Origin of the sequence: Methylobacterium phyllostachyos, from assembly GCF_900103445.1 — a bacterium.
Classification (GTDB): domain Bacteria; phylum Pseudomonadota; class Alphaproteobacteria; order Rhizobiales; family Beijerinckiaceae; genus Methylobacterium; species Methylobacterium phyllostachyos.
Window position 1 is genome coordinate 1 of record NZ_FNHS01000028.1, and the last position, 21,713, is coordinate 21,713.

General features: G+C 68.2%; 22 protein-coding genes and 1 rRNA gene. 12 read left to right on the forward strand and 11 right to left on the reverse strand.

Annotated features, from left to right (window positions below):
- Window positions 1–107 precede the first annotated feature (107 nt).
- From rrf to BLQ49_RS27505, 6 genes are all read left to right on the forward strand, one after another.
- A 5S ribosomal RNA gene (rrf, locus tag BLQ49_RS27480) occupies window positions 108–223 on the forward strand.
- A gap of 403 nt (window positions 224–626) precedes the next feature.
- Complete coding sequence (locus BLQ49_RS27485) at window positions 627–1,322, forward strand: response regulator transcription factor (RefSeq protein WP_091722502.1); 696 nt, start codon at window positions 627–629, stop codon at window positions 1,320–1,322.
- A gap of 20 nt (window positions 1,323–1,342) precedes the next feature.
- Window positions 1,343–2,791, forward strand: a complete 1,449-nt coding sequence (locus BLQ49_RS27490; RefSeq protein ID WP_091722572.1) for a sensor histidine kinase — start codon at window positions 1,343–1,345, stop codon at window positions 2,789–2,791.
- Between the two features lie 123 nt (window positions 2,792–2,914).
- Window positions 2,915–4,045: a patatin-like phospholipase family protein gene (locus tag BLQ49_RS27495; RefSeq protein WP_091722505.1), complete on the forward strand. Its 1,131-nt coding sequence runs from the start codon at window positions 2,915–2,917 to the stop codon at window positions 4,043–4,045.
- 63 nt (window positions 4,046–4,108) lie between these two features.
- Complete coding sequence (locus tag BLQ49_RS27500; protein WP_091722509.1) at window positions 4,109–4,852, forward strand: acetoacetate decarboxylase; 744 nt, start codon at window positions 4,109–4,111, stop codon at window positions 4,850–4,852.
- A 30-nt stretch (window positions 4,853–4,882) separates the two neighbouring features.
- Entirely contained in the window at window positions 4,883–5,668 is a 786-nt protein-coding gene (locus BLQ49_RS27505; RefSeq protein ID WP_091722512.1) for a 3-hydroxybutyrate dehydrogenase, read from the forward strand.
- A gap of 110 nt (window positions 5,669–5,778) precedes the next feature.
- Here BLQ49_RS27505 and BLQ49_RS27510 read toward each other — a convergent pair whose 3' ends face one another.
- Window positions 5,779–6,156 carry a CsbD family protein gene (locus BLQ49_RS27510; protein WP_091722514.1) on the reverse strand — a complete coding sequence of 126 codons (378 nt, stop codon included), beginning with the start codon at window positions 6,154–6,156 and terminating at the stop codon, window positions 5,779–5,781.
- Between the two features lie 147 nt (window positions 6,157–6,303).
- On the reverse strand, window positions 6,304–7,290 hold the full coding sequence (gene meaB / locus BLQ49_RS27515) for a methylmalonyl Co-A mutase-associated GTPase MeaB (protein WP_091722516.1): 987 nt from the start codon (window positions 7,288–7,290) through the stop codon (window positions 6,304–6,306).
- Between the two features lie 181 nt (window positions 7,291–7,471).
- Between meaB and BLQ49_RS27520 the strand changes: the two genes are divergently transcribed.
- Complete coding sequence (locus BLQ49_RS27520) at window positions 7,472–8,500, forward strand: alpha/beta hydrolase (protein WP_091722520.1); 1,029 nt, start codon at window positions 7,472–7,474, stop codon at window positions 8,498–8,500.
- Between the two features lie 10 nt (window positions 8,501–8,510).
- Here the strand turns inward: BLQ49_RS27520 and BLQ49_RS27525 are convergent, their stop codons facing one another.
- Window positions 8,511–9,395, reverse strand: coding sequence for a transglutaminase-like domain-containing protein (locus BLQ49_RS27525; RefSeq protein ID WP_091722523.1), 885 nt, complete (start codon window positions 9,393–9,395; stop codon window positions 8,511–8,513).
- A 242-nt stretch (window positions 9,396–9,637) separates the two neighbouring features.
- On the opposite strand from BLQ49_RS27525, the gene BLQ49_RS27530 reads away from it, so the two are divergent.
- The 3 genes from BLQ49_RS27530 (at window position 9,638) to BLQ49_RS27540 (ending at window position 11,949) form a co-directional block, all read left to right on the forward strand.
- Entirely contained in the window at window positions 9,638–9,982 is a 345-nt protein-coding gene (locus BLQ49_RS27530; protein WP_091722526.1) for a hypothetical protein, read from the forward strand.
- A gap of 68 nt (window positions 9,983–10,050) precedes the next feature.
- Window positions 10,051–10,569, forward strand: a complete 519-nt coding sequence (locus BLQ49_RS27535) for a DUF533 domain-containing protein (RefSeq protein WP_091722528.1) — start codon at window positions 10,051–10,053, stop codon at window positions 10,567–10,569.
- A 333-nt stretch (window positions 10,570–10,902) separates the two neighbouring features.
- Window positions 10,903–11,949, forward strand: a complete 1,047-nt coding sequence (locus BLQ49_RS27540) for an alpha/beta hydrolase family protein (RefSeq protein WP_244507782.1) — start codon at window positions 10,903–10,905, stop codon at window positions 11,947–11,949.
- A gap of 184 nt (window positions 11,950–12,133) precedes the next feature.
- Here BLQ49_RS27540 and BLQ49_RS27545 read toward each other — a convergent pair whose 3' ends face one another.
- The gene (locus tag BLQ49_RS27545) at window positions 12,134–14,782 is read right to left on the reverse strand and encodes an MGH1-like glycoside hydrolase domain-containing protein (RefSeq protein WP_208859127.1); all 2,649 of its coding nucleotides are present in this window, start codon (window positions 14,780–14,782) and stop codon (window positions 12,134–12,136) included.
- Window positions 14,783–15,358: 576 nt separating this feature from the next.
- On the opposite strand from BLQ49_RS27545, the gene BLQ49_RS27550 reads away from it, so the two are divergent.
- The gene (locus tag BLQ49_RS27550; protein WP_244507783.1) at window positions 15,359–15,631 is read left to right on the forward strand and encodes a hypothetical protein; all 273 of its coding nucleotides are present in this window, start codon (window positions 15,359–15,361) and stop codon (window positions 15,629–15,631) included.
- Between the two features lie 53 nt (window positions 15,632–15,684).
- Here the strand turns inward: BLQ49_RS27550 and BLQ49_RS27555 are convergent, their stop codons facing one another.
- From BLQ49_RS27555 to BLQ49_RS27575, 5 genes are all read right to left on the reverse strand, one after another.
- Window positions 15,685–16,371: an SDR family NAD(P)-dependent oxidoreductase gene (locus BLQ49_RS27555; RefSeq protein ID WP_091722533.1), complete on the reverse strand. Its 687-nt coding sequence runs from the start codon at window positions 16,369–16,371 to the stop codon at window positions 15,685–15,687.
- A complete protein-coding gene (locus BLQ49_RS27560) occupies window positions 16,368–17,435 on the reverse strand; it encodes a single-stranded-DNA-specific exonuclease RecJ family protein (RefSeq protein WP_091722536.1) in 1,068 nt (355 codons plus the stop codon). The genes BLQ49_RS27555 and BLQ49_RS27560 overlap by 4 nt, the downstream gene beginning before the upstream one ends.
- A 161-nt stretch (window positions 17,436–17,596) precedes the next feature.
- On the reverse strand, window positions 17,597–17,788 hold the full coding sequence (locus BLQ49_RS27565; protein WP_091722539.1) for a ComEA family DNA-binding protein: 192 nt from the start codon (window positions 17,786–17,788) through the stop codon (window positions 17,597–17,599).
- Window positions 17,789–17,946: 158 nt separating this feature from the next.
- Window positions 17,947–18,831, reverse strand: a complete 885-nt coding sequence (locus tag BLQ49_RS27570; protein WP_091722542.1) for an NAD(P)H-hydrate dehydratase — start codon at window positions 18,829–18,831, stop codon at window positions 17,947–17,949.
- Complete coding sequence (locus tag BLQ49_RS27575) at window positions 18,828–19,631, reverse strand: histidine phosphatase family protein (protein ID WP_244507784.1); 804 nt, start codon at window positions 19,629–19,631, stop codon at window positions 18,828–18,830. The genes BLQ49_RS27570 and BLQ49_RS27575 overlap by 4 nt, the downstream gene beginning before the upstream one ends.
- Window positions 19,632–20,098: 467 nt before the next feature.
- Here BLQ49_RS27575 and BLQ49_RS27580 point away from each other — a divergent pair, with 467 nt between their 5' ends.
- Entirely contained in the window at window positions 20,099–20,521 is a 423-nt protein-coding gene (locus BLQ49_RS27580) for a DUF2852 domain-containing protein (RefSeq protein WP_091722547.1), read from the forward strand.
- A gap of 254 nt (window positions 20,522–20,775) precedes the next feature.
- On the opposite strand, the gene BLQ49_RS27585 is transcribed toward BLQ49_RS27580, so the two are convergent.
- The gene (locus BLQ49_RS27585; protein WP_091722550.1) at window positions 20,776–20,982 is read right to left on the reverse strand and encodes a hypothetical protein; all 207 of its coding nucleotides are present in this window, start codon (window positions 20,980–20,982) and stop codon (window positions 20,776–20,778) included.
- A 289-nt stretch (window positions 20,983–21,271) separates the two neighbouring features.
- Window positions 21,272–21,712 carry a DUF421 domain-containing protein gene (locus tag BLQ49_RS27590; protein WP_091722553.1) on the reverse strand — a complete coding sequence of 147 codons (441 nt, stop codon included), beginning with the start codon at window positions 21,710–21,712 and terminating at the stop codon, window positions 21,272–21,274.
- Between the last annotated feature and the right edge of the window lies 1 nt (window position 21,713).

Genomic DNA, 21,713 nt, shown 5'->3' on the forward strand with positions numbered 1-21,713 from the left:
ATAAACAGACCAGCAGCAGACGCTGCCACCAACATGCTTGCCGAACACAGCACTCGACGTCGCAGCACCCTGCGCCGCCAAGTGCCAAAACAATTGCGATGCGCCGGTCTGGTGGCCTGAGCGGCGTGCCCAGAACCCGATCCCATCTCGAACTCGGCCGTTAAACACGCCAGCGCCCATGGTACTGTGTCTCAAGACACGGGAGAGTCGGTCGCCGCCAGACCCGCACATCGCAATCGAACGCGCACACCGCTCACACGAGCCTGCGCCATTCCCTCAACACGATTTCTCCGACGCAAACAGGCCGCCCCTCACGGGGCGGCCTGTTTGCGTTCGTGCCTGTGGGATCGGACGAGTCTTGCCGGAAAGTCATCTGCCCGCGACCCTCCCGTAATCGGCGGCCGTTCAGAGTCTCGGCACCACCGAACCGCGCTGCGGATCGGTTGGACGAAGCCGCAAACGAACCTCGCGCCCTCCGAGGTTTTTCACGCGTCGCTTCGGAGCGGGCCGGGACCCGTGCCCCGCGGTCCCGGCCCGTTCACTTCGCGAGAGGGGAGGGGAGTGGCTTGACCATGCTGAGCGAGTCCCGTTCCCCCGATCCGCGCGGCGCGCTATGGACCGGATCCATGCGACTTCTCATCATCGAGGACGACCGGGAAGCGGCGGCCTATCTGGTCAAGGCGTTCCGGGAAACCGGCCACGTCGCCGATTGCGCGCATGACGGGCTGGACGGCTATGCGCTGGCCCGCGAGGGCGCCTACGACGTGCTGATCGTCGATCGCATGCTACCTAAGCTGGATGGTCTGTCGCTGGTTCGCTCCCTGCGCGAGCAGAAGGTGGCGACGCCGGTCCTGATCCTGTCGGCACTGGGTCAGGTCGATGATCGGGTGAAGGGGTTACGCGCCGGCGGCGACGATTACCTGCCGAAACCCTACGCGTTCTCGGAACTGCTCGCCCGCACCGAGGCCCTGGCCCGGCGGCAGATCGGATCGGGCACCGCGGAAGAGACCCGCTATCGCGTCGGTGATCTGGAACTCGACCGGTTGTCACACCGCGTCACCCGGTCCGGACGGGAGATCCCTCTGCAGCCTCGGGAATTTCGGCTCCTCGAATACCTGATGCGCCATGCCGGCCAGGTGGTGACCCGCACCATGCTGCTGGAGCACGTCTGGGATTACCATTTCGATCCGCAGACCAACGTCATCGACGTCCATGTCTCGCGCCTCCGCGGCAAGCTCGACAAGGGCTTCCCATCCCCGGTCATCCATACGGTCCGGGGCGCCGGCTATGTGCTGCGTGTCGATGAGGGCGGCGCCGGGTGAACCGCTTTCCCGCCGACGCGATGAGTCTCCCCGAGACCGGCGCGGCGCGCGTCCAGAAACTGTTTCGCACCACCGCGTTCAAGCTGTCGCTCGCCTATCTGGCGATCTTCACGCTCTGCGCCTTCCTGGCACTCGGCTACGTCGCCTGGAACGCGCGTGCGGTGCTGGATGACCAGATCGTCTCAACGATCGACGCCGAGATCAACGGTTTGTCGGAGCAGTATAACTCCGGTGGTCTGCGCCGGCTGATCAGCGTCGTCGAGCGGCGCTCGCGGGAGCCGGGCGCCTCCCTCTACCTCGTCACCACGGCCGGAGGCGATCACGTCGTCGGGAATGTCGGCTACGTTCCGGCAGCAATCCTGGCGACGCCCGGCCAGAGCGAGACCCGCTACGGCCGCAACGATTCCAATGCCGAGGCCCATCGGGCGATCGTTCGGGTCTTCACCCTGCCGGGGGGCTTCCGGCTCCTCGTCGGCCGGGACACGGAGGAGCGCGACCGCCTGCGCGCCGTGATCGGCCGGGCCTTCGGCACATCCGTCGCCGCCGTGGTCGTCCTCGGGGTCATCGGCGGCTGGCTCGCGGCGAGTCGCGTCCTGCGCCGGGTCGATGCCATGACGCAGACCACCCGGGCCATCATGGCGGGGGACCTTGACGGGCGCCTGCATGTCGCGGGCAACGGCGACGAACTCGATCGCCTCGCGTTGAGCCTCAACCAGATGCTGGAGCGAATCAGCGAGCTGATGCGCGGGATGCGCGACGTTTCCGACAACATCGCCCATGATCTCAAGACGCCTCTCACCCGCCTGCGCAACCGCGCCGACGAAGCCCTGCGCCGGCCCTCGACGCCGGATGAGCTGCGCGCCGCCCTCGACGCCGTGATCGAGGAGGGCGACGGGCTGATCCGGATCTTCAACGCGCTGCTGATGATCGCCAGGCTTGAAGCCGGGAGCGCCCGCGAGATCATGGCGCCCCTCGACCTCGGCGCCACCGCCCGCGGGGTGGCCGAGCTCTACGAAGCCCTCGCCGAGGACCAGGGCTTTACCCTGGATGTCACGGCGCAGGACGGGGTCGTGGTAGAGGCCAACCGCGAGCTGATCGGGCAGGCGCTCGCCAACCTCGTCGATAACGCCCTGAAATACGGTGCCCCGCCGGACGGGGGGGCGGGTCGGATCGCCGTCGCGGTCTGGCGCGACGGTGAGCTCGCCCGTCTGGCGGTTTCCGACAGCGGACCTGGCATTCCCGAGGGCGAGCGCACGCATGTGCTCGCGCGATTCGTCCGTCTGGAGCAGTCCCGGTCGCGTCCAGGGCTTGGGGTTGGTCTCAGCCTCGTCAACGCCGTCGTGCGGCTCCACCGGGGCGCTCTGCATTTGCTCGACAACGAACCCGGCCTGCGTGTGGAAGTCGTGTTGCCGCTCGCCCAAGGCGATGCAGTCGGCGCGATCGATCTCGAAAGATCAGAGGCTCGATAAGGCGAAGCGCTCCGCTGTCCTTCCTGGGGACAAGGATCGCTTACATACTGGCCCTGACCCGATGTCACATTTCTAAGATCTGAATCTGCCACCTGAGCCACGAGCTCAAAGCTTGGCAGCCCGATGAACGCATCCGAGACCCTCTATCCCTCCGGCGAGGCATCGGTCCTCGTTCTTCAGGGCGGTGGTGCGCTCGGATCCTATCAGGCTGGCATCTACGAAGCGCTCGCTGCGCATCAGACGGTGATCGATTGGGTCGCCGGCATCTCGATCGGGGCGATCAACGCGGCGCTGATCGCCGGCAACCCGCCGGATCGACGTGTCCCCCGGCTGCGGGAATTCTGGGAGCTGGTCTCCTCGGGCCTGACGGCGAAGCCGTTCGTCCCCGGCGAACAGGCGCGCGCTGCGTTCAACGAGATGTCCGCGGCCTGGATCGCGACCTTCGGCGTGCCGGGATTCTTCATGCCGCGCGTTCCGCCCGCGACCCTCTACCCGCCCGGCGCCCCGGAGGCGCTCAGCCTCTACGATACCGGTGCCCTGAAGGGCACCTTGGAGCGGCTCGTCGATTTCGACCGGATCAACAGAGGCGAGGTGCGGCTCAGCGTCGGGGCCGTGAATGTCCGCTCGGGCAACTTCATCTATTTCGACACCCGGACCGACCGAATCGGCCCGGAACACATCATGGCCTCGGGGGCGCTGCCGCCGGGCTTCCCGCCGGTGATCATCGACGGTGAGGCCTATTGGGACGGCGGCCTCGTCTCGAACACGCCCCTCGATTACGTGCTCGATACCGAACGCCAGCGTGATCTCGTCGTCTACCAGGTCGATCTGTTCTCGGCTCAGGGGGCGATGCCGCGCACCCTGGTCGAGGCCGCCGAGCGTGAGAAAGACATCCGCTATTCGAGCCGGACCCGGCTCAACACCGATAAGAACATCGAGATTCGCAAGGCCAAGCGCGCCATGCGGCGGCTGATCGAGACGCTGCCGCCGGAGATGCAGGCCGACGATGACGTAACCTTCCTGCGTCAGGTCACCCGCCAGAACTTCATCACGATGATGCAGCTGATCTACCGGCAGAAGAGCTACGAGGGAAACTCGAAGGATTACGAGTTCTCCCGGGCGACGATGCTGGAGCATTGGCAGGCCGGACACGACGATGCGGTCCGGTCCCTGCGCCACCGCCGGTGGCGTGAGCGGGCCCACAACGAGGACGGCGTCGCCGTCTTCGACCTCAGCCGGCACGCCCGCGATTGAGACGAATCTGACGGAAGCCGGGGCGGACCGATCGCCCCGGTACGGACGAGCGGAGGCTTGACCATGACCCGCGACGAGATCCTGTCCACGACCTCGATGCCCGCCTTCAGCCCGAGCTACCCGCGTGGGCCCTACCGGTTCCGCCAGCGCGAGTACCTGATCATCACCTACGAGACCGATCCGGCCGCCCTGCGCCGGGCGCTGCCGGAGCCGCTGGAGCCGCACCCGGACAATCTCGTCTTCTACGAGTGGATGAAGATGCCCGATTCCTCAGGCTTCGGCGATTACGAGGAGAGCGGCAGCGGCGCCTATGCCTTCCACGACGGCGAGCCGTGCAACTTCTCGATCCAGATGTACCTCGACGACGAGCCGCCGATCACGGCCGGCCGCGAGATCTGGGGCTTCCCGAAGAAGTGGGGCCAGCCCCAGCTCAAGCTCATGAAGGATACGCTCACCGGCACGCTGTTCTACGACGAGGAGCGGGTCGCCATGGGCACGATGACCTACAAGCACGAGAGCCTGGAGCACGATCTCGGTTCCGTCCGGGAGGGGCTGCGCAAGCTCAACGTCAACCTGAAGCTCCTGCCGGATGTCGACGGCCGGCCGAAGGTCGCCCAACTCGTGGGTTACCGTCTGGAAGACATCACCGTGCATGGCGCCTGGAACGGCGAGGGCCGGCTCGACCTGATCCCGCATGTGAATTGCCGCGTCGCCGACCTGCCGGTGCGCCGGATCGTCGGGGCGCGCCACATGGTCGTGGACTTCACCCTCCCGTACGGCACAGTGCTGCACGACTATCTCGCCTGATCGCAGGCCCGCACAGATCCGGAGGTTGCCATGACGCTCAAGACCAGGACCGCCCTCGTCACCGGCTCGACCAGCGGGATCGGGCTCGCCATCGCCCGGGCCTTCGCCGCCGAGGGGGCCAACATCGTGCTCAACGGCTTCGGCAAGCCGGAGGAGATCGAACAGGCCCGCACCGCCATCGAGTCGGAGTTCGGGGTGCGCGCCCTCTATTCCGGGGCCGACATGTCGAAGCCGGCCGAGATCGGCGCGATGGTCCGGGACGCGCAGGAGTGCTTCGGGTCCCTCGATGTGTTGGTCAACAATGCCGGCATCCAGTTCGTCTCGCCGATCGAGGAGTTCCCAACTGAGAAGTGGGAGCAGATCATCGCGATCAACCTGTCCTCGGCCTTCCACGCGATGCATGCCGCGATCCCCGGCATGAAGGCACGGGGTTGGGGGCGGATCATCAACACCGCCTCGGCCCATTCGCTGGTGGCCTCGCCGTTCAAGTCGGCCTACGTCGCCGCCAAGCACGGCATCGCCGGCCTGACCAAGACGGCGGCGCTGGAACTCGCGCCCCACAAGGTCACGGTGAACTGCATCTCGCCGGGCTACGTCTGGACGCCCCTCGTGGAAGCGCAGATCCCCGACACGATGAAGGCCCGTAATCTCACCAAGGAGCAGGTGATCGAGGAGGTGCTGCTCAAGGCGCAGCCGACCAAGGAATTCGTCACGGTCGATCAGGTCGCCGCCCTCGCGGTGTTCCTGTGTTCCGACGCGGCGAGCCAGATTACCGGCGCCAACATCCCGATGGATGGTGGCTGGACGGCGCAGTAGAGCGCCCTCTGCCGAAGCGGATGCCGGTTCGGCGCAAGAGCGCGTGTCACGACGAAAGCTTCAGCGACAGATCCGGCCCCGCCCGCGATATCGGGCGGGGCCGTTTTCGATCAGCGGCGGCCGTGGATCAGCAGGGCCAGCCCGTAGCCGACCGCACCCGCGATGAGCAGCGCGACCAGCGGGTTCTCCTCAACGCGGGCGCCGACGGCGGCGCTGCCGTCGCGCAGGTAGGAACCGCCGCGCTCGTAGGCATCGCTCGCATAGTCACCGGCGCGGTCATACACGTCGCCCGCGACGTCGCCGGCCCGATCGGCGACGTCGCGAGCCTTGTCCTTCACCTGTCCGTAAACGTTCTGCGCTTGGCCCTGCGCCTCGCGGAACCGCCCCTCGACCGAGTCCCGGTTCGAGCCGACGAAATCGCCAGCCGCGCCCTGAACCTTGCCGGCGGCCTCCTTGGCGCCGCCGACGATCCGATCCGTATCCACCATGGCACTCTCCTGGGACGTGCGCGGCACCGAGACGGGGCGCCGCTCGATACGCCGTCGTCCTCGGAACGCGCGAGACCGGGTTTGTGCCCCCCACCTGCCGCGAAATTGTGCGCGCAGCCCCAGGAATCCGAGTTCGGACCGGCCGTATCAGAGCCCGATCAATGCCGCGATGGCGGCCGCGCCCGCAGCCGGCGACGTCTCCCCCCGGGCTACGGCCGCCTCCGCCTCGGCGGTGCGGCGCCTAACCTCCGGCGATCCGACGAGGCGCTGATGCAGGCGCTCGTCCACCAGCGCCCACATCCACTTCACGTCCTGGGTCCGGCGCTTCGCCTGGATCTCGCCGGTGGCGGTGAGCTTTTGCCGGTGATCGACGATCTTTGCCCACAGGGCGTCCAGCCGCAGATTGTGGAAGCCCGAAATCGTCACAACCGGCGGCGTCCAGGTCGCAGAGGCCGGCGTCAGGATGTGCAAGGCCGCCCGATACTCGGAGGCCGCCGCGTTGGCCCGCTGCTCGGCCTCGCCGGCATCGGCCTTGTTGACCGCGATCATGTCGGCGAGTTCGAGGATTCCTTTCTTGATGCCCTGTAACTCGTCGCCCGCGCCCGGCAGCATCAGCACGAGGAAGAAGTCGGTGAGATCGGCCACGGCCGTCTCGGATTGGCCGACGCCGACCGTCTCCACCAGGATCACGTCGAACCCGGCCGCCTCGCAGAGCAGCATGGTCTCGCGGGTCTTCGCCGCGACGCCGCCGAGCGTGCCGGAGGACGGGGAGGGGCGGATGAAGGCGTTCGGATCGTGGGCGAGCCGGGCCATCCGGGTCTTGTCGCCCAGGATCGAGCCGCCGGTGCGCGAGGAGGACGGATCGACCGCCAGCACCGCCACCTTGTGACCCGCCGCCGTCAGGTTCGAGCCGAGGGCGTCGATGGTGGTCGATTTGCCGACGCCGGGAACGCCGGTGATCCCGACCCGGATCGCTTGGCCGGTCTGCGGCAGCACGGAATCGATCAGGGCGGCGGCGAGCGCCCGGTGATCGGCCCGTTTCGACTCGGCCAGGGTGATGGCTCGGGCCAGGGCGGCGCGGTCGCCGCGCAGCAGGCGCTCGCGTAGGCTCTCGATGTCGATGGACGGCGTCATGGGCTCTTCATGGCGGTGGCGTGGGCCGCCGTCGAGGGATAGCGCGGCCTGTGTCCCAGGCACAACACGCCGCACCATGCCCGTACTCCACAGCGAGCGGCGCCTCGCCCGCCTCCGGCCTGCCCCGCCACGGCCAAGATCCTGCGCCACGGAAGCGGCCCCGCCCGAGCGTACCCGGATCATGTCGAGCCAGACCGTCTCACGTCGCGTCCTCCTCCGGTTCGGTGCCCTTGCGGGCGCCGCGTCTCTCGCCCCGTCGCTTGGCGGCTGCGTCACCGACGATCTCGGGACCGGCGCGGCCCTGCCCGAGAAGCAGTCGGCCCTCGACGTCATGCCGGTGCTGCTGGTGGCGACGACGCGCAAGCCCGTGGGCAACCCGCCGAAGCCCCCGTATTTCAACAGCGAGCGCGGCCGGGGCCTGAGCTTCGCCGAGGTGCGCCTCTCGCCCCCGGACCGGTCGCTGCTCGGGCAGGTGTCGTCGGTGATCACCGGCGACTGGACGATTGGCGCCGTGCCGAAGACCGAGACCGGACCCGGCGCCGCGCAGGCTTTCGCGCAGGCGGCCCTGGGGCGTGACGTGCTGATCTACGTCCACGGCTACCGCGAATCGTTCGAATCGGCCGCCGTCAGTGCGGCGCGGCTCTCGGACGGGATCCGCTTCCGCGGCGTCTCGGGCCTGTTCACGTGGCCCTCGGCGGCCGCGACCCTCGACTACAATTACGACCGCGAGAGCGCCCTCTGGTCCCGGGATGCCTTCGAGGACCTTCTCAAGGCGCTCGCCGCCTCGCCGAGCGGCGGCCGCATCAACATCGTGGCGCACTCGATGGGCACGCTCCTGACGCTGGAGACCCTGCGCATGCTGCGCGCCGAAGCCGGCGAGGCGGCGATGGGGCGGATCGGCGCCGTGGTGCTGGCCGCCCCCGACATCGATTTCGACCTGTTCTCCAACGGCGTGGCCCGGCTCGGCCCCGACGTCTCGAAGATCACCGTGATCTCGGCAACCAACGACCGGGCGCTGGAACTCTCCGCCGCTCTGGCCGGCGGCGTCCGTGCGGGCGCCGTGGACCGGTCGAAGCTGGAGGCGCTCGGCGTGCGCGTCGCCGACGCCTCCGATTACGCCGGCGGCCTCATCAACCACGACCTGTTCCTGTCGAACCCGGAGGTGCAGGGCGTGGTCAAGCGGGCCATCGCCCGCGGCGCCGGGGTCTGAAGCCCGGCGCTCACCCCATCCGGGTCGCCATGCTCTGCGGCGGTAGCGGTTCCTCCGGCAGGATCGCGGCCTCCTCGGACTGGTCGAGATGGTGGATGCGGTCGGCCCAGACCCGGAAGCCCACCAGCGGGTTCGGACCGAAGGTGTGGGTCAGCGGCACGTCCGCGGCGTCGCGCCCGTAGGCCACCATCACCCGGCCGATCCGGGGCGCGTTGTTGCGCGGGTCGAACACGTGCCAGCGCCCGCCGAGATAGACCTCCATCCAGGCGGCGAAATCGCCGGCCGGGTGTGGCTCGGGTTCGCCGATGAAGCTGATGTAGCCGGTGCAGTAACGGGTCGGCACGTTGAGGGCGCGGCAGAACGCCACCGCGAGGTGGGTGAAGTCCCGGCAGACGCCGCGTCCGCCCGCATAGGCGTCCATGGCGGTGCGGTCCCGGTGGGCATACTCGTAGCCGAACGCGATGTGGTTGTGGACGAAGTCGCAGACCGCCTGAACCCGGCCCCAGCCCGGGGCGACGTGCCCGAACAGCCGCCACGCCTCGTCGGCCAGCAGATCCGATTCGCAGTAGCGGCTCGGCAGGAGGAACACGATCGTCTCCGCGGGCAGCGCCTCGATCGGGTGCTGCTCGGCCTCGGGATGGGACGGATCGCGATCGCCACGGTCGCGGATCACCGCGTCCGTGCCGATGGTGAAGCTTCCCGCCGGGGCCGTCAGGCGGCCGCATAGGTTGCCGAATCCGTCACGGTAGATCTCCACCGGAACGGGGGGCTCGGTGCGCAGCGTGTCGGGCGCTTCGAGGGCCTCGGTCCGGCTGGGATGCACGTTGAGCATCACCACCATGGGCACGGGGTAGGGGAAGGCGTAGCGCATCTCGCAGCCGAGCCTGATCCGCATGCGCGGTGATCCTTCCTTGTCCGCTGGCGGTTCGGCCGCCCCGGCCGGATACGCCGCGCCAAATCGCGCCGACCCCCGGCGACGGGCTTGGCGCCCGCCCGCTTCACCCCTACAGCATCCCCCTGGCGGCGCTGAGGACCGCCGGGCGAATCCCCAAGGTTTTCGCCCGGGGCCCGGCGTCGCACCCGCGCGATCCCGCTGACCGGGCGCGCCTGAGGACGATGACGAGAGGGATCCCGGCCATGTTCACGCTCGAGATCGACGGCACCGCCGTTGCGGTGATCAACAGCGACGAGGCGTCCGCGAAGGACCTCTTCACCTGTGCGGGCTTCAAGGAAGACATCCGCACCATGACCAGCGAGGGCAAGCCGCTGTGGAACGGCACCTCGGCGCTCAAGATCCGGCCCGCCACCGAGGACGAGATCGAGGTCTTCGAGGATGCCCTGGCGGAGGATGACGGGGAGGGCGAGTACGTCGAGGATCCGCACCATTCCGGCGGTGCCTCGGACGACGAGGAGGACGAGGACGAAGCCGACATCGTCTTCCTCGTGGACATCGACGAGGACGAGGATGAGGCCGACGCCTGAGCGCGGCTGAACCGAAGCGCCTCCCGGCCGTTTCCGAACCGATTCGGGATCGTGAGCGGGAGGATGGAATGGCCGACAGCAGGCGAATGGTCGATGCGTTGGTGCGCTCGCGGGGCGGCGGCCTCGCCTCGGGGGCCGCGCTCGGCGGGCTCGCGCTGATCGGTGGCCTCGCCTTCCGGGCCCTGCGCGGTGCGGAGCCGCCAGCGCCGGGCAAGGGCGGCCCGGACTTCACCGCGGTCGCCGAGGATGAGGCGCGGCTGATGCTGCGGGCCATGGTGGCGGCCACGAGTGCCGACGGATTGGTCGATGCGGCCGAGCGGCGGCGCCTCCAGGCCGCCGTATCCGAGGCGGGCCTCGACGCGGACGGGCAGTCCTGGCTGGAACGGGAGCTGGAGAGCCCCGCTGACGTCGATGAGATCGCCGAGCGCGTCACGGCGCCCGACGCGGCGGCCCGGATCTACGCGGCGGCGCGGCTCGCCATCGATCCCGACACGCTGCAGGAGCGCCAGTTCCTGAAGATGCTGGCCGAAGCCCTCGATCTGCCGGCCGACGCCGCGAACCGGATCGAGCGCGATGTCGCCGCGTGATCACCAGCGGGCCTCTCCCCGACGGGAACCGACAGAAGGCATATGGTTTCGAGGGGTCGGGACCTTTCGCGGATGAAGGGCAGAGCCCTTTAAATCCCCGGGACTCTGCCAAAGGGCGAAGCCCTTTGGAAACCCGGGGCCGCATCGGGTGAGGCGTGAAACAGCTTTCGTAACGGTCTCCGACGGTTTTCCGACAAAAACCGATGCTTTGGGAAAGACCTGCGCGGATTAAGCAGTGGCGTATAGGCGAGAGCCTGCTTAGGATCCCAGTCCGCTACGGGGCCGGTGCGGGCCCGATCGAGGGGGCTGGGACGCGTCATGGCAGGATTGTCGGTGCCTGCCCTCTCACGCGCATGGCCAGCCCTCCGTGCGGCGACGGTCCTGCTGCTCCTGAGCGGAAGCGCCGAGGCAGCCGATGTCTCCCCGGGGCCGCTCACCATCGCCGAGCAGGGCAGTTTCTTCGTTGGTGGCCGCGACGTCCAGTCCGACACGCTCTCGACGCTGCCCGCCTACGCCCCCTCGGGCACGATCAGCGTCGATCAGATCTATGTCCACTATCAGCTCCCGGTCGGCGCGCACCGGCCGCCACTGGTCCTGATCCACGGCTGCTGCCTCACGGGAAAGACCTGGGAGACGACGCCGGACGGGCGCATGGGCTGGGACGAGTTCTTCGTGCGCCGGGGATTCCCGACCTACGTGATCGATCAGGCGTGGCGCGGACGCTCGGCGGCGAGCCCGGCCCAGATCGACGCGGTGAAGATGGGCCGGGCCGAGCCCGACGCGCTGCCGCCTGTCTTCTCGGCCGGCCGCGAGCCGGCCTGGGCGATCTTCCGGTTCGGCCCGGAATACCCGAAGGCCTTTCCGGGGATGCAGTTCCCGCTGGAAGCCCAGTCCGAGTTCTGGAAACAGATGGTTCCGGATTGGTCGGCGGCCCTGCCGGTGCCGAACCCAACCGTGCCGGTCCTGTCGGAACTCGCCAAGCGGCTGAAAGGGGCGGTGCTGGTCTCGCACTCGCAATCGGGGATCTACCCGTTCCAGACCGCAGCCCTCGACCGCACCGGCATCCGGGCGATCGTCGCCATCGAGCCCGCCGCCTGCCCGGATCCGGCTAAGGACGACCTCGCGCCCTTCAAGGATCTACCGATCCTCGTCCTGTTCGGCGACTACGTCGAGGCCTCACCCCGCTGGGCGCCCCGGCTCAAGCAGTGCCGCGGCTTCGTCGCGGCGGCCAATGCCGCGGGCGGCCGTGCCGAGCTGATCCTGCTGCCGGAGATCGGCATCCACGGCAATTCGCATATGCTGATGCAGGACAAGAACAGTCTCGATATCGCCGATTGGCTTTCGGGTTGGATCGAGAAGCGGGTATCGGGGCGGTCGTAAGGGCGCAACGGAGGCGCTTCCCCGCGCGGGGGCCAAAAAGGACGGGACACAACCGCCTTGCGCGGGCCGAGAGGTGCCCGCACCCGATGTCCCGTTCGTTCGTCCGCCGACAGTCCCTGATGCGAACTGTGTGACCCGGTAAGGCCCCCGTCGGATCCTGGCGATATCCGGATCAACGCGCGGCCTACGAATGCAGCTTTGCTCGATTGTCCAACAGGTTGAGGATCAGAGCGGTCCAGCCTGTCTGGTGGGAGGCGCCGAGGCCGCGGCCGGTGTCGCCGTCGAAGAACTCGTGGAACAGAAGAGGCTCCTCAGCCCCTGTGACCGACGGGATCGGTGCCCGGTCGCCGAGGAACGGCCGGCGGCCGGCCTCGTCCTTGGTAAAGAGGGCGATCAGCCGATCCTGGAGCGCATCGGCGATCCCGGCCAGCGTACGCATCTCCCCCGAACCGGTCGGAAATTCAACGCGGAAGTCGTCGCCATAATAGGTGTCGAAGCGGCGCAAGGCCTCGATGATCAGGTAATTCATCGGCAGCCACACGGGCCCGCGCCAGTTGGAATTGCCGCCGAACATGTTCGATGTGGAGTCCGCCGGATCGTAGCGGACCGTGAAGGAGGCGCCGAACTCGTTCAAAGAATAGGGTTGATCACGATGCGCCTTCGACAGCGAGCGGACGCCGAACGGCGAGAGGAACTCCGCCTCGTCGAGCATCCGCCGCAGCAGTGCCTTCATTCGATGGCCGCGCAGCAGTGACAGCAACTTGCGGTCTTTGACGCCGCCTTCGTCCCAACGCGAGACAAGGCGGGCGAGATGCGGGCGGTTCTCCAGCAGCCAATTGAGACGTCGGGCGAAATCCGGCAGGCGCTGAAGCACCGAGGGCTCGATCACCTCGACGGCGAAGAGTGGGACCAGTCCGACCATGGAGCGGACGCGCAAGGGTAGCAGCCCCGCCCCGGGGATATCGACCTCGTCGTAATAGAACTCGTCCTCTTCGTCCCAGAGGCCGAACCCCTCGCCGCCCATGTCGGTCATGGCCTCGGCGATCAGGAGGAAGTGCTCGAAGAATTTCGAGGCGGTGCTCTCGTAGACGTCGTTGTGGAGTGCGAGTTCGAGGGCAATGCGCATCATGTTGAGCGCATACATCGCCATCCACGCCGTGCCGTCGGCCTGATGCACCATGCCGAAGCCCGGCGGCGGCCGCGACCGGTCGAACACGCCGACATTGTCGAGACCGAGGAAGCCACCCTGGAAGACGTTGCGGCCCCCCGCATCCTTGCGGTTCACCCACCAGGTGAAGTTGATCAGCAGCTTGTGGAAGACGCCTTCGAGGAAAGCGAGGTCACCGCGCCCGCCGCGGCGGCGGCGGTCGATCTCGAACACCCGGTAGGTCGCCCAGGCGTGGACCGGAGGATTGGTGTCGGAAAACTCCCATTCGTAGGCTGGGAGCTGGCCGTTCGGATGCATGTACCATTCGCGCGTCAGCAGCAGGAGCTGCTTTTTGGCGAAATCCGGATCGAGCAACGCCAGCGGCAGGCAGTGGAAGGCGAGGTCCCACGCGGCGAACCACGGATATTCCCACTTGTCCGGCATCGAGAGCACGTCGGAGGCCGCGAAATGCCGCCAGTGGGTGTTTCGACCACCATCGCGCTCCCGGGGCGGCACCGGCTGCAGCGGATCGCCCTTGAGCCAAACCTGCACGTCGTAGGCATAAAGCTGTTTCGACCAGATCAGTCCCGCGGCGGCTTGCCGGAAGACCGCGCGCGCATCCGGGTCGGCGATCCCGTCCTGAAGGTCGGCATAGAAGGCATCGGCCTCGGCGACGCGCCGGTCGCGGACGCTGCCGTCCAGATCGAGCGGGCGTGCCCGCGTCCCCGCTGAGAGCCGCAGGCGGATGCGCGTCGTTGCGCCCGGCTCCAGGCGGATCGCATAGTGGAGGCCGAGCTTGGTGCCCGCATCGCGCCGGATCGCGGTGGCGTCATTCCCGACGATCGCCGCGTGGAGACCGTCCTTGAACGGGCCTTCGGCGTCGGGCTGTCCGGCGTGGCGCTTTAGGTTCGTCTCGTTCTCGCAGAACAGCACCTCCGGTTGGCCCTGGTAGGCCAGCCGATAATCGCCGAGCCGGGGATGCTGGCAGGCGATGCCACCTTCGGGATGGCGCGTGAGACGCGGGCGTGGGCTGTTCTCCCGCCATGCCCATGTATTGCGGAACCAGAGCTGCGGGATCAGGTGGAGATCGGCGACTTCCGGGCCGCGGTTCGTCGCGGAGATGACGACGTGGATGTCGTCGACATCCGCCTTGGCGTATTCGACGGTCACGTCGAAGAAGCGATTGCCTTCGAAGATCCCGGTGTCATCGATCTCGTATTCCGGAACCTCGCGACTGCGTTGCAAGCCCTCGCGCACGAGATCTTCGTACGGGTAGGCCGCCTGAGGATAGCGGTAGAGAAACTTGAGGTAGGCGTGGCTCGGGACCGCGTCGAGGTAGTGGTAATGTTCCTTGACGTCCTCGCCGTGATTGCCCTGTTCGTTGGTCAGGCCGAAGAGACGCTCCTTCAGGATATGGTCACGGCCGTTCCAAAGGCCGAGCGCGAGGCACAGCAGGCCCCGCGCGTCGCAGATGCCGGCAAGTCCATCTTCGCCCCATCGGTAGGCGCGCGAGCACGCGTCGTCGTGGGTGAGCGAGCGCCATGCGTTGCCGTCGCGGCTGTAATCCTCGCGCACCGTGCCCCATTGGCGCTCGCTGACATAGGGTCCCCAGAGTGCCCAGGGCCGCTCGCCGCGCGCCTGCTCGGCGATCCGGCGGCGTTCCGCCCAATCGATCGCGTCGCTCACGCCAGCCCCTTTCGGGGGTAAGCCACCGGGGCAGGGTGATGAAGAGGACTTGGCCGAACGACGATGTGATGCAGCAGATCGTAGGTCATGGAGTTCCGAGCCAACCGCGAGCCGGCGACCCTGCGATGCATCATCGAAGCCAAGCGTAGGGGATCGCGGCCGAGGCGGGAGCGGCCGGCGCGGTCGCACCCGTCGGGATTCCCGACACCCCGGCGGTCATGGCACGCTGGCCGTGCCTGCAGCTGATCACGACCCCCGTCCGGCGGGCGACCGCAGAAACGGCGTCCGCTCAGCCCGGGACGAACCCCCCGTGCGGCCCACCGCGCCGATGCGGCGGCGTGGACATGTCCACCGGCGTCGATCTGGTCTCCTCTAAGCTTCGACGTCATCCCCGTCCCGCGCACGGGGTGTTGAAGTCGGTGCGCCGTTCGATCCGGAGCCAGGCGCGACGATGGGGCAGGACGTGCCGGATTTTCCACCGGTTGCATTCGCGAGTCCGGCCGCGGCCCCGATCCCCTGTTCTACGCGCATCCGCGTTTCGCGACCCACATCGATGCCGCGCTGATCTGCATCTCGGTGCAGGACCTCCAGCAGCCCGCGACCGTCCTGTCCGAGATCGCGCGCGTGCTGCGCCCCGGCGCCCCTATGGTGATCGGTTTCTCGAACCGCTGCTTTCCGACCAAGGCTGTCGCTATCTGGAATGCCCTCGACGGCGCAGGGCATGCTCACCGCGTTGGCGTCTACCCTCGCCGTGCCGGCTTCGCACGCCTGGAAGGGCGGATCCTCAAGCCCGAGGCACGTTCCAGCGATCCCATGAAGGCGGTGATCGGCTGGACTGCCGCACCGTGAGGAAGCTGTGTGGCCTCATGCCGTCCCTCACTGAGAGACAGGCGCGCGGCCGGTTACCACGGCACCGTCGCGCCGGTATAGTCGATGAACGCGCAGCCCCGCTGACCGAGCCGGGCTTCGACGACGGCGACCATGCCGCGGGCGCTGGTGTCCACATCGAGTGTCGCACGTCGTCCGCCGAGATCCGTCCGGACCCAGCCCGGATGCATGAGGAGGACGCCCCACCGCGCCCCGGAATGCTGGCCCGCGAAGGACCTTGCCAGGGTGTTCAGGGCTGCCTTGCTCGCCCTGTAGCTCCCCCAACCGCCGCCGCGGTTCAGGGAGACCGAGCCCAGCTTCGACGACATCAGGACGATGAGGCCATCCTGGGCCACGCGCCCGTGCAATGCCTCGGCGAAACGGATCGGACTCAGGGCGTTCGTCTGAAAGACCGCGGTGGCGACGTCGCGGGGCACGCGCCCCGCGGGAATACCCGCCTGCGTCGCCACACCCGCGACGACGAAAACGATGTCGAAGTCCGGCCCGTCGGCACACGCGTTCGCAAAACCGAGGACGGCGTCGTCATCGTCGATATCGATCCCGGTCGCGATGTGCAGGGGACCCCGTTCCGCGAGGTCCGAGAGGGCAGGGGAGGGCTTGCGGACGGTGGCGGTCACATCCCACCCGCGTTCGAGGAAGCGAGCGACCAAGCCCAGTCCAAGCCCACGCGACGCCCCGACGATCAGCGCGCGGCGCCTCATGCGGCCTGTGCCTCCAGCCCGAAGCCGAGCTTGCTCATGAAGCGATTCCACGTCTCCACACGGACTTGGCCGCCCGCAGCGCGCTGATGCCCCTGGGCAAACTGATCGTCCGGCCCGAGTGTGGGGGCGCGCTCGCGGAGGAACCTGATCAGGTCCGGGACGGACGCGCTGCGCACGGCGAAATGCACGTAGCCGGGGCGGAAACCCAGATTCGCACCGATCACCACCTGGCGCCGCAGCCGGCCCGTCCAGGATTGCGCCAGCAGCGGATGGATCTGGCAGGGCGATCGGCAGAGAACCAGAGCCACCGGCCCGGCGAAGAGGGGGGGGACGCCGCGGGCCGCATCCAAGGCAGCCTTCACCTCGATCCGGGCGGCGCGCAACGCTGCGGCATCCGGATCGGTGCCCGCGACGACATCCGCGGGGCCAGTCGCACGCAGAAGCAGCCGCAGGGCCGGCCCCGCATCCCCGGACGCCGAGCGCCGGGGCGCGTTGAGCAGGCTTACGGCCTCGCGCAGAGCCTTCGCGGTATAGGTCTTTCGCAGGGGCGCCATGACGTCGGGGAAGTCGCCGTTGGCGCCGCGCTCGCCGAGATCGCCGACGAGGCCGATTCCGGCAAGCCATGCGAGATCGCCCGCCTCACCCAGCGCCGCCGCACAGGCATGGGCGAGGAGGCTGGAGGTCGGGATCGGCAGATCCCCGTGGCCACTGATGACCGTTGTCCCCGGGGAATCGGGCAGGGAGCGGGGAACATGGTGATCGACCAGCACCGTCGGCACGCCGGGCACGATGTCCCCCGCCTGAACCCCGAGATCGGTCACCACGATGCCCCCCGGATCCCGGGACGCGAGCGCCTCCCGAGTCGCAGGTGCCCAGGCCGAGGCGCCCCGGCCGATCACTTGCACGTCGATGGGGCCATATCCGGCACGCTCCAGGGCCCGACCCAGGATCGCTCCCGCCGACACGCCGTCGGCATCGTCGTGGCAGAGGACGACCGGCGGGGTCGGGCCGAAGCCCGAGACTGCGCGGGCGAACGCGGCACCATGGCTGGCCAAGTCCGTCATTGTCCGCCGATCCCGGTGCGACCCGCATCGCCCCGGCCTACCGCGCCATCGCGGACAGGCCGGAGGCCGTCTCGAACAGGCGTTGGCTCACCGGACCCGCATGGATGGGCGACGATCGGCAGGCCGGTAACGAGAGGCATGCTGGTGCCAGCGGTGAGCATTCAGCTTCCTGCGATCGTGACATGGTCCGCGATGCCGTCGGTCTTGCCGCTCAGACCCGGCACCTCATCGAGCTGTCGCAGGCTGGTGAACCTGCCGCGTTCCTCGCGGTAGCGCACGATCTCGAATCCGTGGCCCTTCAGGGCCGGCACGCAGTCCAGTTCGTCCGCGGTCGCGGTGTTCAGATCGATCATTGTTTGATCCTTTTACTGTCGGTCCAGGCTCGGCGTGCCGAACCTGCGCCTGAGCATCGTCTGTCCGCCGCGGGAGATCGTCCGGCCGCAAGCCGACACCAACAGAACAGGCTGTAGCCATGGGTGCGACGGGGGCTGCGGCGCTGTGCGGCGGCGGCTCAGTCGGACGCCTCGTGCAAAATCCGCGGCACCTCGCCCGATAATTCCCGGGCAAGGAAACCGATCGGGCCGACCGACGCGGCCAGTCGCCTGCCGGCCTCCCCATGCAAGTAGACGCCCCAAAGGGCAGCCGACAGCGGTTCCACACCGCGGGCGAGCAGACCCACGACGATGCCCGCGAGCGCGTCCCCGGAGCCGGATGTGGCCAGCCCGACGCCGCCGCCTTCGTAGAGCCAGCGCGCACCCTGCGGGTCTACGATCCAGGTCCGGGCGCCCTTCATCACGACGACCACCTGCAGCAGGTCGGCGGCTGTAAGCGCCGCGTCGAGGGGATCCGCCTCCACGGCGTCCCGGCTCCGATCCAGCAACTGCGCCATCTCGCCGGCATGGGGCGTGATCACCACCCGGCCCTTATGGCGGCGGACGTCATCGGCATGCGAGGCCAGGGCGCAGATTGCCGCCGCGTCGAGGATGAAGGTGGCAGTTGGCAGCCTGTGCAGAAGTTCGACTGCCATCGCGGTCGTCGGCTTGCTTCCCAGAAGACCGGGGCCGACCAGAAGGGCATCACAGCCCTCCGCCGCCGTACGCAGGCATTCCAAGGCGCGTTCGCCGTCGATGCCGCCGTCGGATGTCTCTGGCAGACCGACCACCATGGCTTCCGGCACCGTCAGCGCCATGCCGACGGCCGCGCTCTGGGCTGTGGCGATTTTCAGCTTGCCGGCTCCGGCGCGCAGCGCTGCCACGCTGGCCAACAGGGCCGCACCCGGGACCGAGGCCGAGCCTCCGAGGATGAGCGCGCTGCCGCGGTCATCCTTGCTGCCCTCCCGGGGTGTCGGGAGCGGGTGCTCCTTAAGCTTCGCAACGGTCAGCGGGGTGGGGGTCATCGGGCGGCCACGTTCGCGTCAGGCTCGGAGGTGACGGAGGCGCCTGCTTCAGCGACCGGGGCGACGAAGTTGTACCGCTCCAGCGTGAGCGCTCCGATGGGGGTTGTACGGGGATCGAAGGCGTATTCGGTGATCGAGCAGTTGGCGACATCGCCCGCGGCATCGATGGCGAGAATCTCCGCCTCGGTCATATCCTCGATCAGGTAGCGCAGGCAGAGAACCACGACCTGATGTGCGACAATCAGAACCCGCCGCTCGGCGTGGTGCAGGGCAAGCGTATTGAAGGCACTGCGGAGACGCAGGATCACGTCGCACCAGCTCTCGCCGGACGGGGGCCGATGATAGAACTTCCCGAGGCTCCGTCGCATCGCCGCCTGCTCGGGATGCAGTTCCTCGACCCCGGCCCGCGTCAGCCGGTCGAGGATGCCCAGTTCCCTCTCGCGCAAGCGCTCGTCGATCGTCGGGATCGGCGCCGCCGGCGCCAATCCGCCGGCGGCGCGGATGTGCTCGGCGGTTTGCCTGGCCCGGAGGTAGGGGGATGTCAGCACGATGTCGGGCTTGCTGTCGGCCGGCAAACCCGCGAACCAACGTCCGACAGCGTCGGCCTGGCGCTCGCCGTGGATGCTGAGGGGAACGTCCACATCCCGCATGGCGATGTCGATCCGCGCCGCGTTTGCGCTGTGGGCCGCATCTGCCGCGACGTTGCCGGCGCTCTGGCCGTGCCGCACGATCCATAACCGGCTCGGCCAGCGTTGCTGCATGGAAAGCGTTCCCCTCAGGCGTTGGGCAACGCCCGCCATGCCCGTCGGTTCGCACCGCCACCCCAGGCCCCGGGCTGAGGCGGACTGTCGCGCAGCGCCGTCCAGCATGCCCTGCGGCGCTTCGCGCCTGCGGGATGGCTTATCGGGCTCGGGTGTCGAAACGAGGCGTCTGAGGTCCTTCGCCGGGCTCCCCCTGCATCAGGACGTCACTCCGGATCCCGAGCGTCACGCCAATCCTCTGGCCACCGGATCCGGCGCCACGCCGTGTGATGCGGGTTCGATGGGGCCCGTCTGCCCGGCGGGGTCTGAATGGCCTTGCACGGCCGGTCGGCTGCCACCCCGGTCCACCGTCTGCATCCTCGGCTCCGCCTGCGGGCAACCGGCGACGCGTTCGGGGCCGGAAAGCTGAACCCGTTCTGAACCAACCGGTTCAGGCTGCATCCGCGCTGCGTCGGCATACTCCGGCCCTCGTCAACGGCGGCGATACGCGCGCAAGGAGCTTTCACATGCCCATCATGCCCTTCATCCATGATGCCCTCTATGTCGGTGGCTTTGCCGGGCTTGTCGTTCTGGCGCGGCAGGCGCTCGGGCGGTACGATCGCAGGCTGTCCGGTCCGTTCCGCTTCGAACGTCTGCGCCGGCCATTCGGGCGTGGTGCCGCGCTCGGCGAACGGTCGTGGTTCACCTCGGTACGGACCAGCGGCAACACCGCCTTTGATGCGTGGCGCGATGGCGAGATCATCCGTATCGAGGCGCAGCGTCACGCCCTCGAAACCCGTCTCCAGGATTTCGAGAGCTTCGTCGACAAGCTGAAGCGCGCCAAAGATCGCACGACCTTCGATCGCTTCATGGCCGAACATCCCCATAACGCAGGGACTGTCATCGACACCGCCGGGACTGTCGGTTCCCCCGGTCACCGGCCCGCCTAACCTCGCCAGCGGTTGCGCCTGCCCTGTGGGCCGACAGCCCGTGAACCCCTCCAGGCCTGCCGGGCCGCGCGACGGGTCGGCTGTGGGATCGTCCGGGCTGGCACCGCTTCGGCCTGCCAAGACAGGAGGGCGGTTTCGGGACGCATCGGTGCTAGCCGGCGCGTCCGGCCGGGGTCCTAATCAGACGGCCAAGCCGCGGTGCCGAGACCGCCCGCTTCTGGATGGCCAGGCCTTGGAACGGGCGCGACAACGCATCAGGCGTTCTCATCCGAGCCCGCCGAAGCTCGAACAGGAGGCGTGAGGCTGCCTCTCTCGGTGCCGGCGTCGCTTGGGAGCATCGCCTGAACGCTGTCGGGGTGTTCGGGGACGCGCAGCAACCGGGCTAGTCCGTCAGCGACACCGCGCCGGACAGCCTCCTCGAGTTCGAGGTCGTCTCTGCCCGTCACGATCGTAAAGCTCATTCGAACAACCCTTCGCACGTCTCACCCAGGTTAAATTAACCACAGGTCGGCGGTTCCAAACGGCCTGGGTCCGATGACTTGTGGATACTCCGGACGAAAAGCCGCTCAGGGCGCGACACGGTCTGTCCAGTGTCGATCGGCATCCTCATGAGCGTCGCGACGCATCCCCTCCGACCCCGGTCAGGTTCAGAGGAAGCATCCGATCAGGGAAGCGTGGATGCCGCCCCCGGGTCGGTGTTGGCTGGGGGTCATGCCGTTCCGCTGGTCTGGCACGCCTGCTTCGAAGCGATCAGCTTTTCTCGACGATGGACACTTTACCGTCCCGCTCGACGATCGCGACGGCGACCTTATCGAGGTCGTCCAGGCCCTGCTGGCGTGCCGCCGTCCGGACGTCGGCTTGCTGCATGCGCAGGCGCCGCATGTTGGTCTCGTCCCAGTCGCCAGCACGGTAGACCACGATCGGCGTGCCATCGACGATGCGCTCGAACCAGACAAAGCGCAGCTTCAACCACGACACCGAGACGTGCATCAGCCCGACGGTGAACAGCGCGCTCATCGCGCCGGTGAACGAGTGGTCGCCGCCCAGGATGGCGCTGACGCTCAGGCCGCCGAACAGAAACAGCACCACCATGTCGATGGGCGCCTGCTGGCTGGCGGTTCGCCGGCCGATCAGCCGGATCACGAACAGGACGATGAGGTAGGCGGCGGCGGCCTTGAGTACGGTATTCATA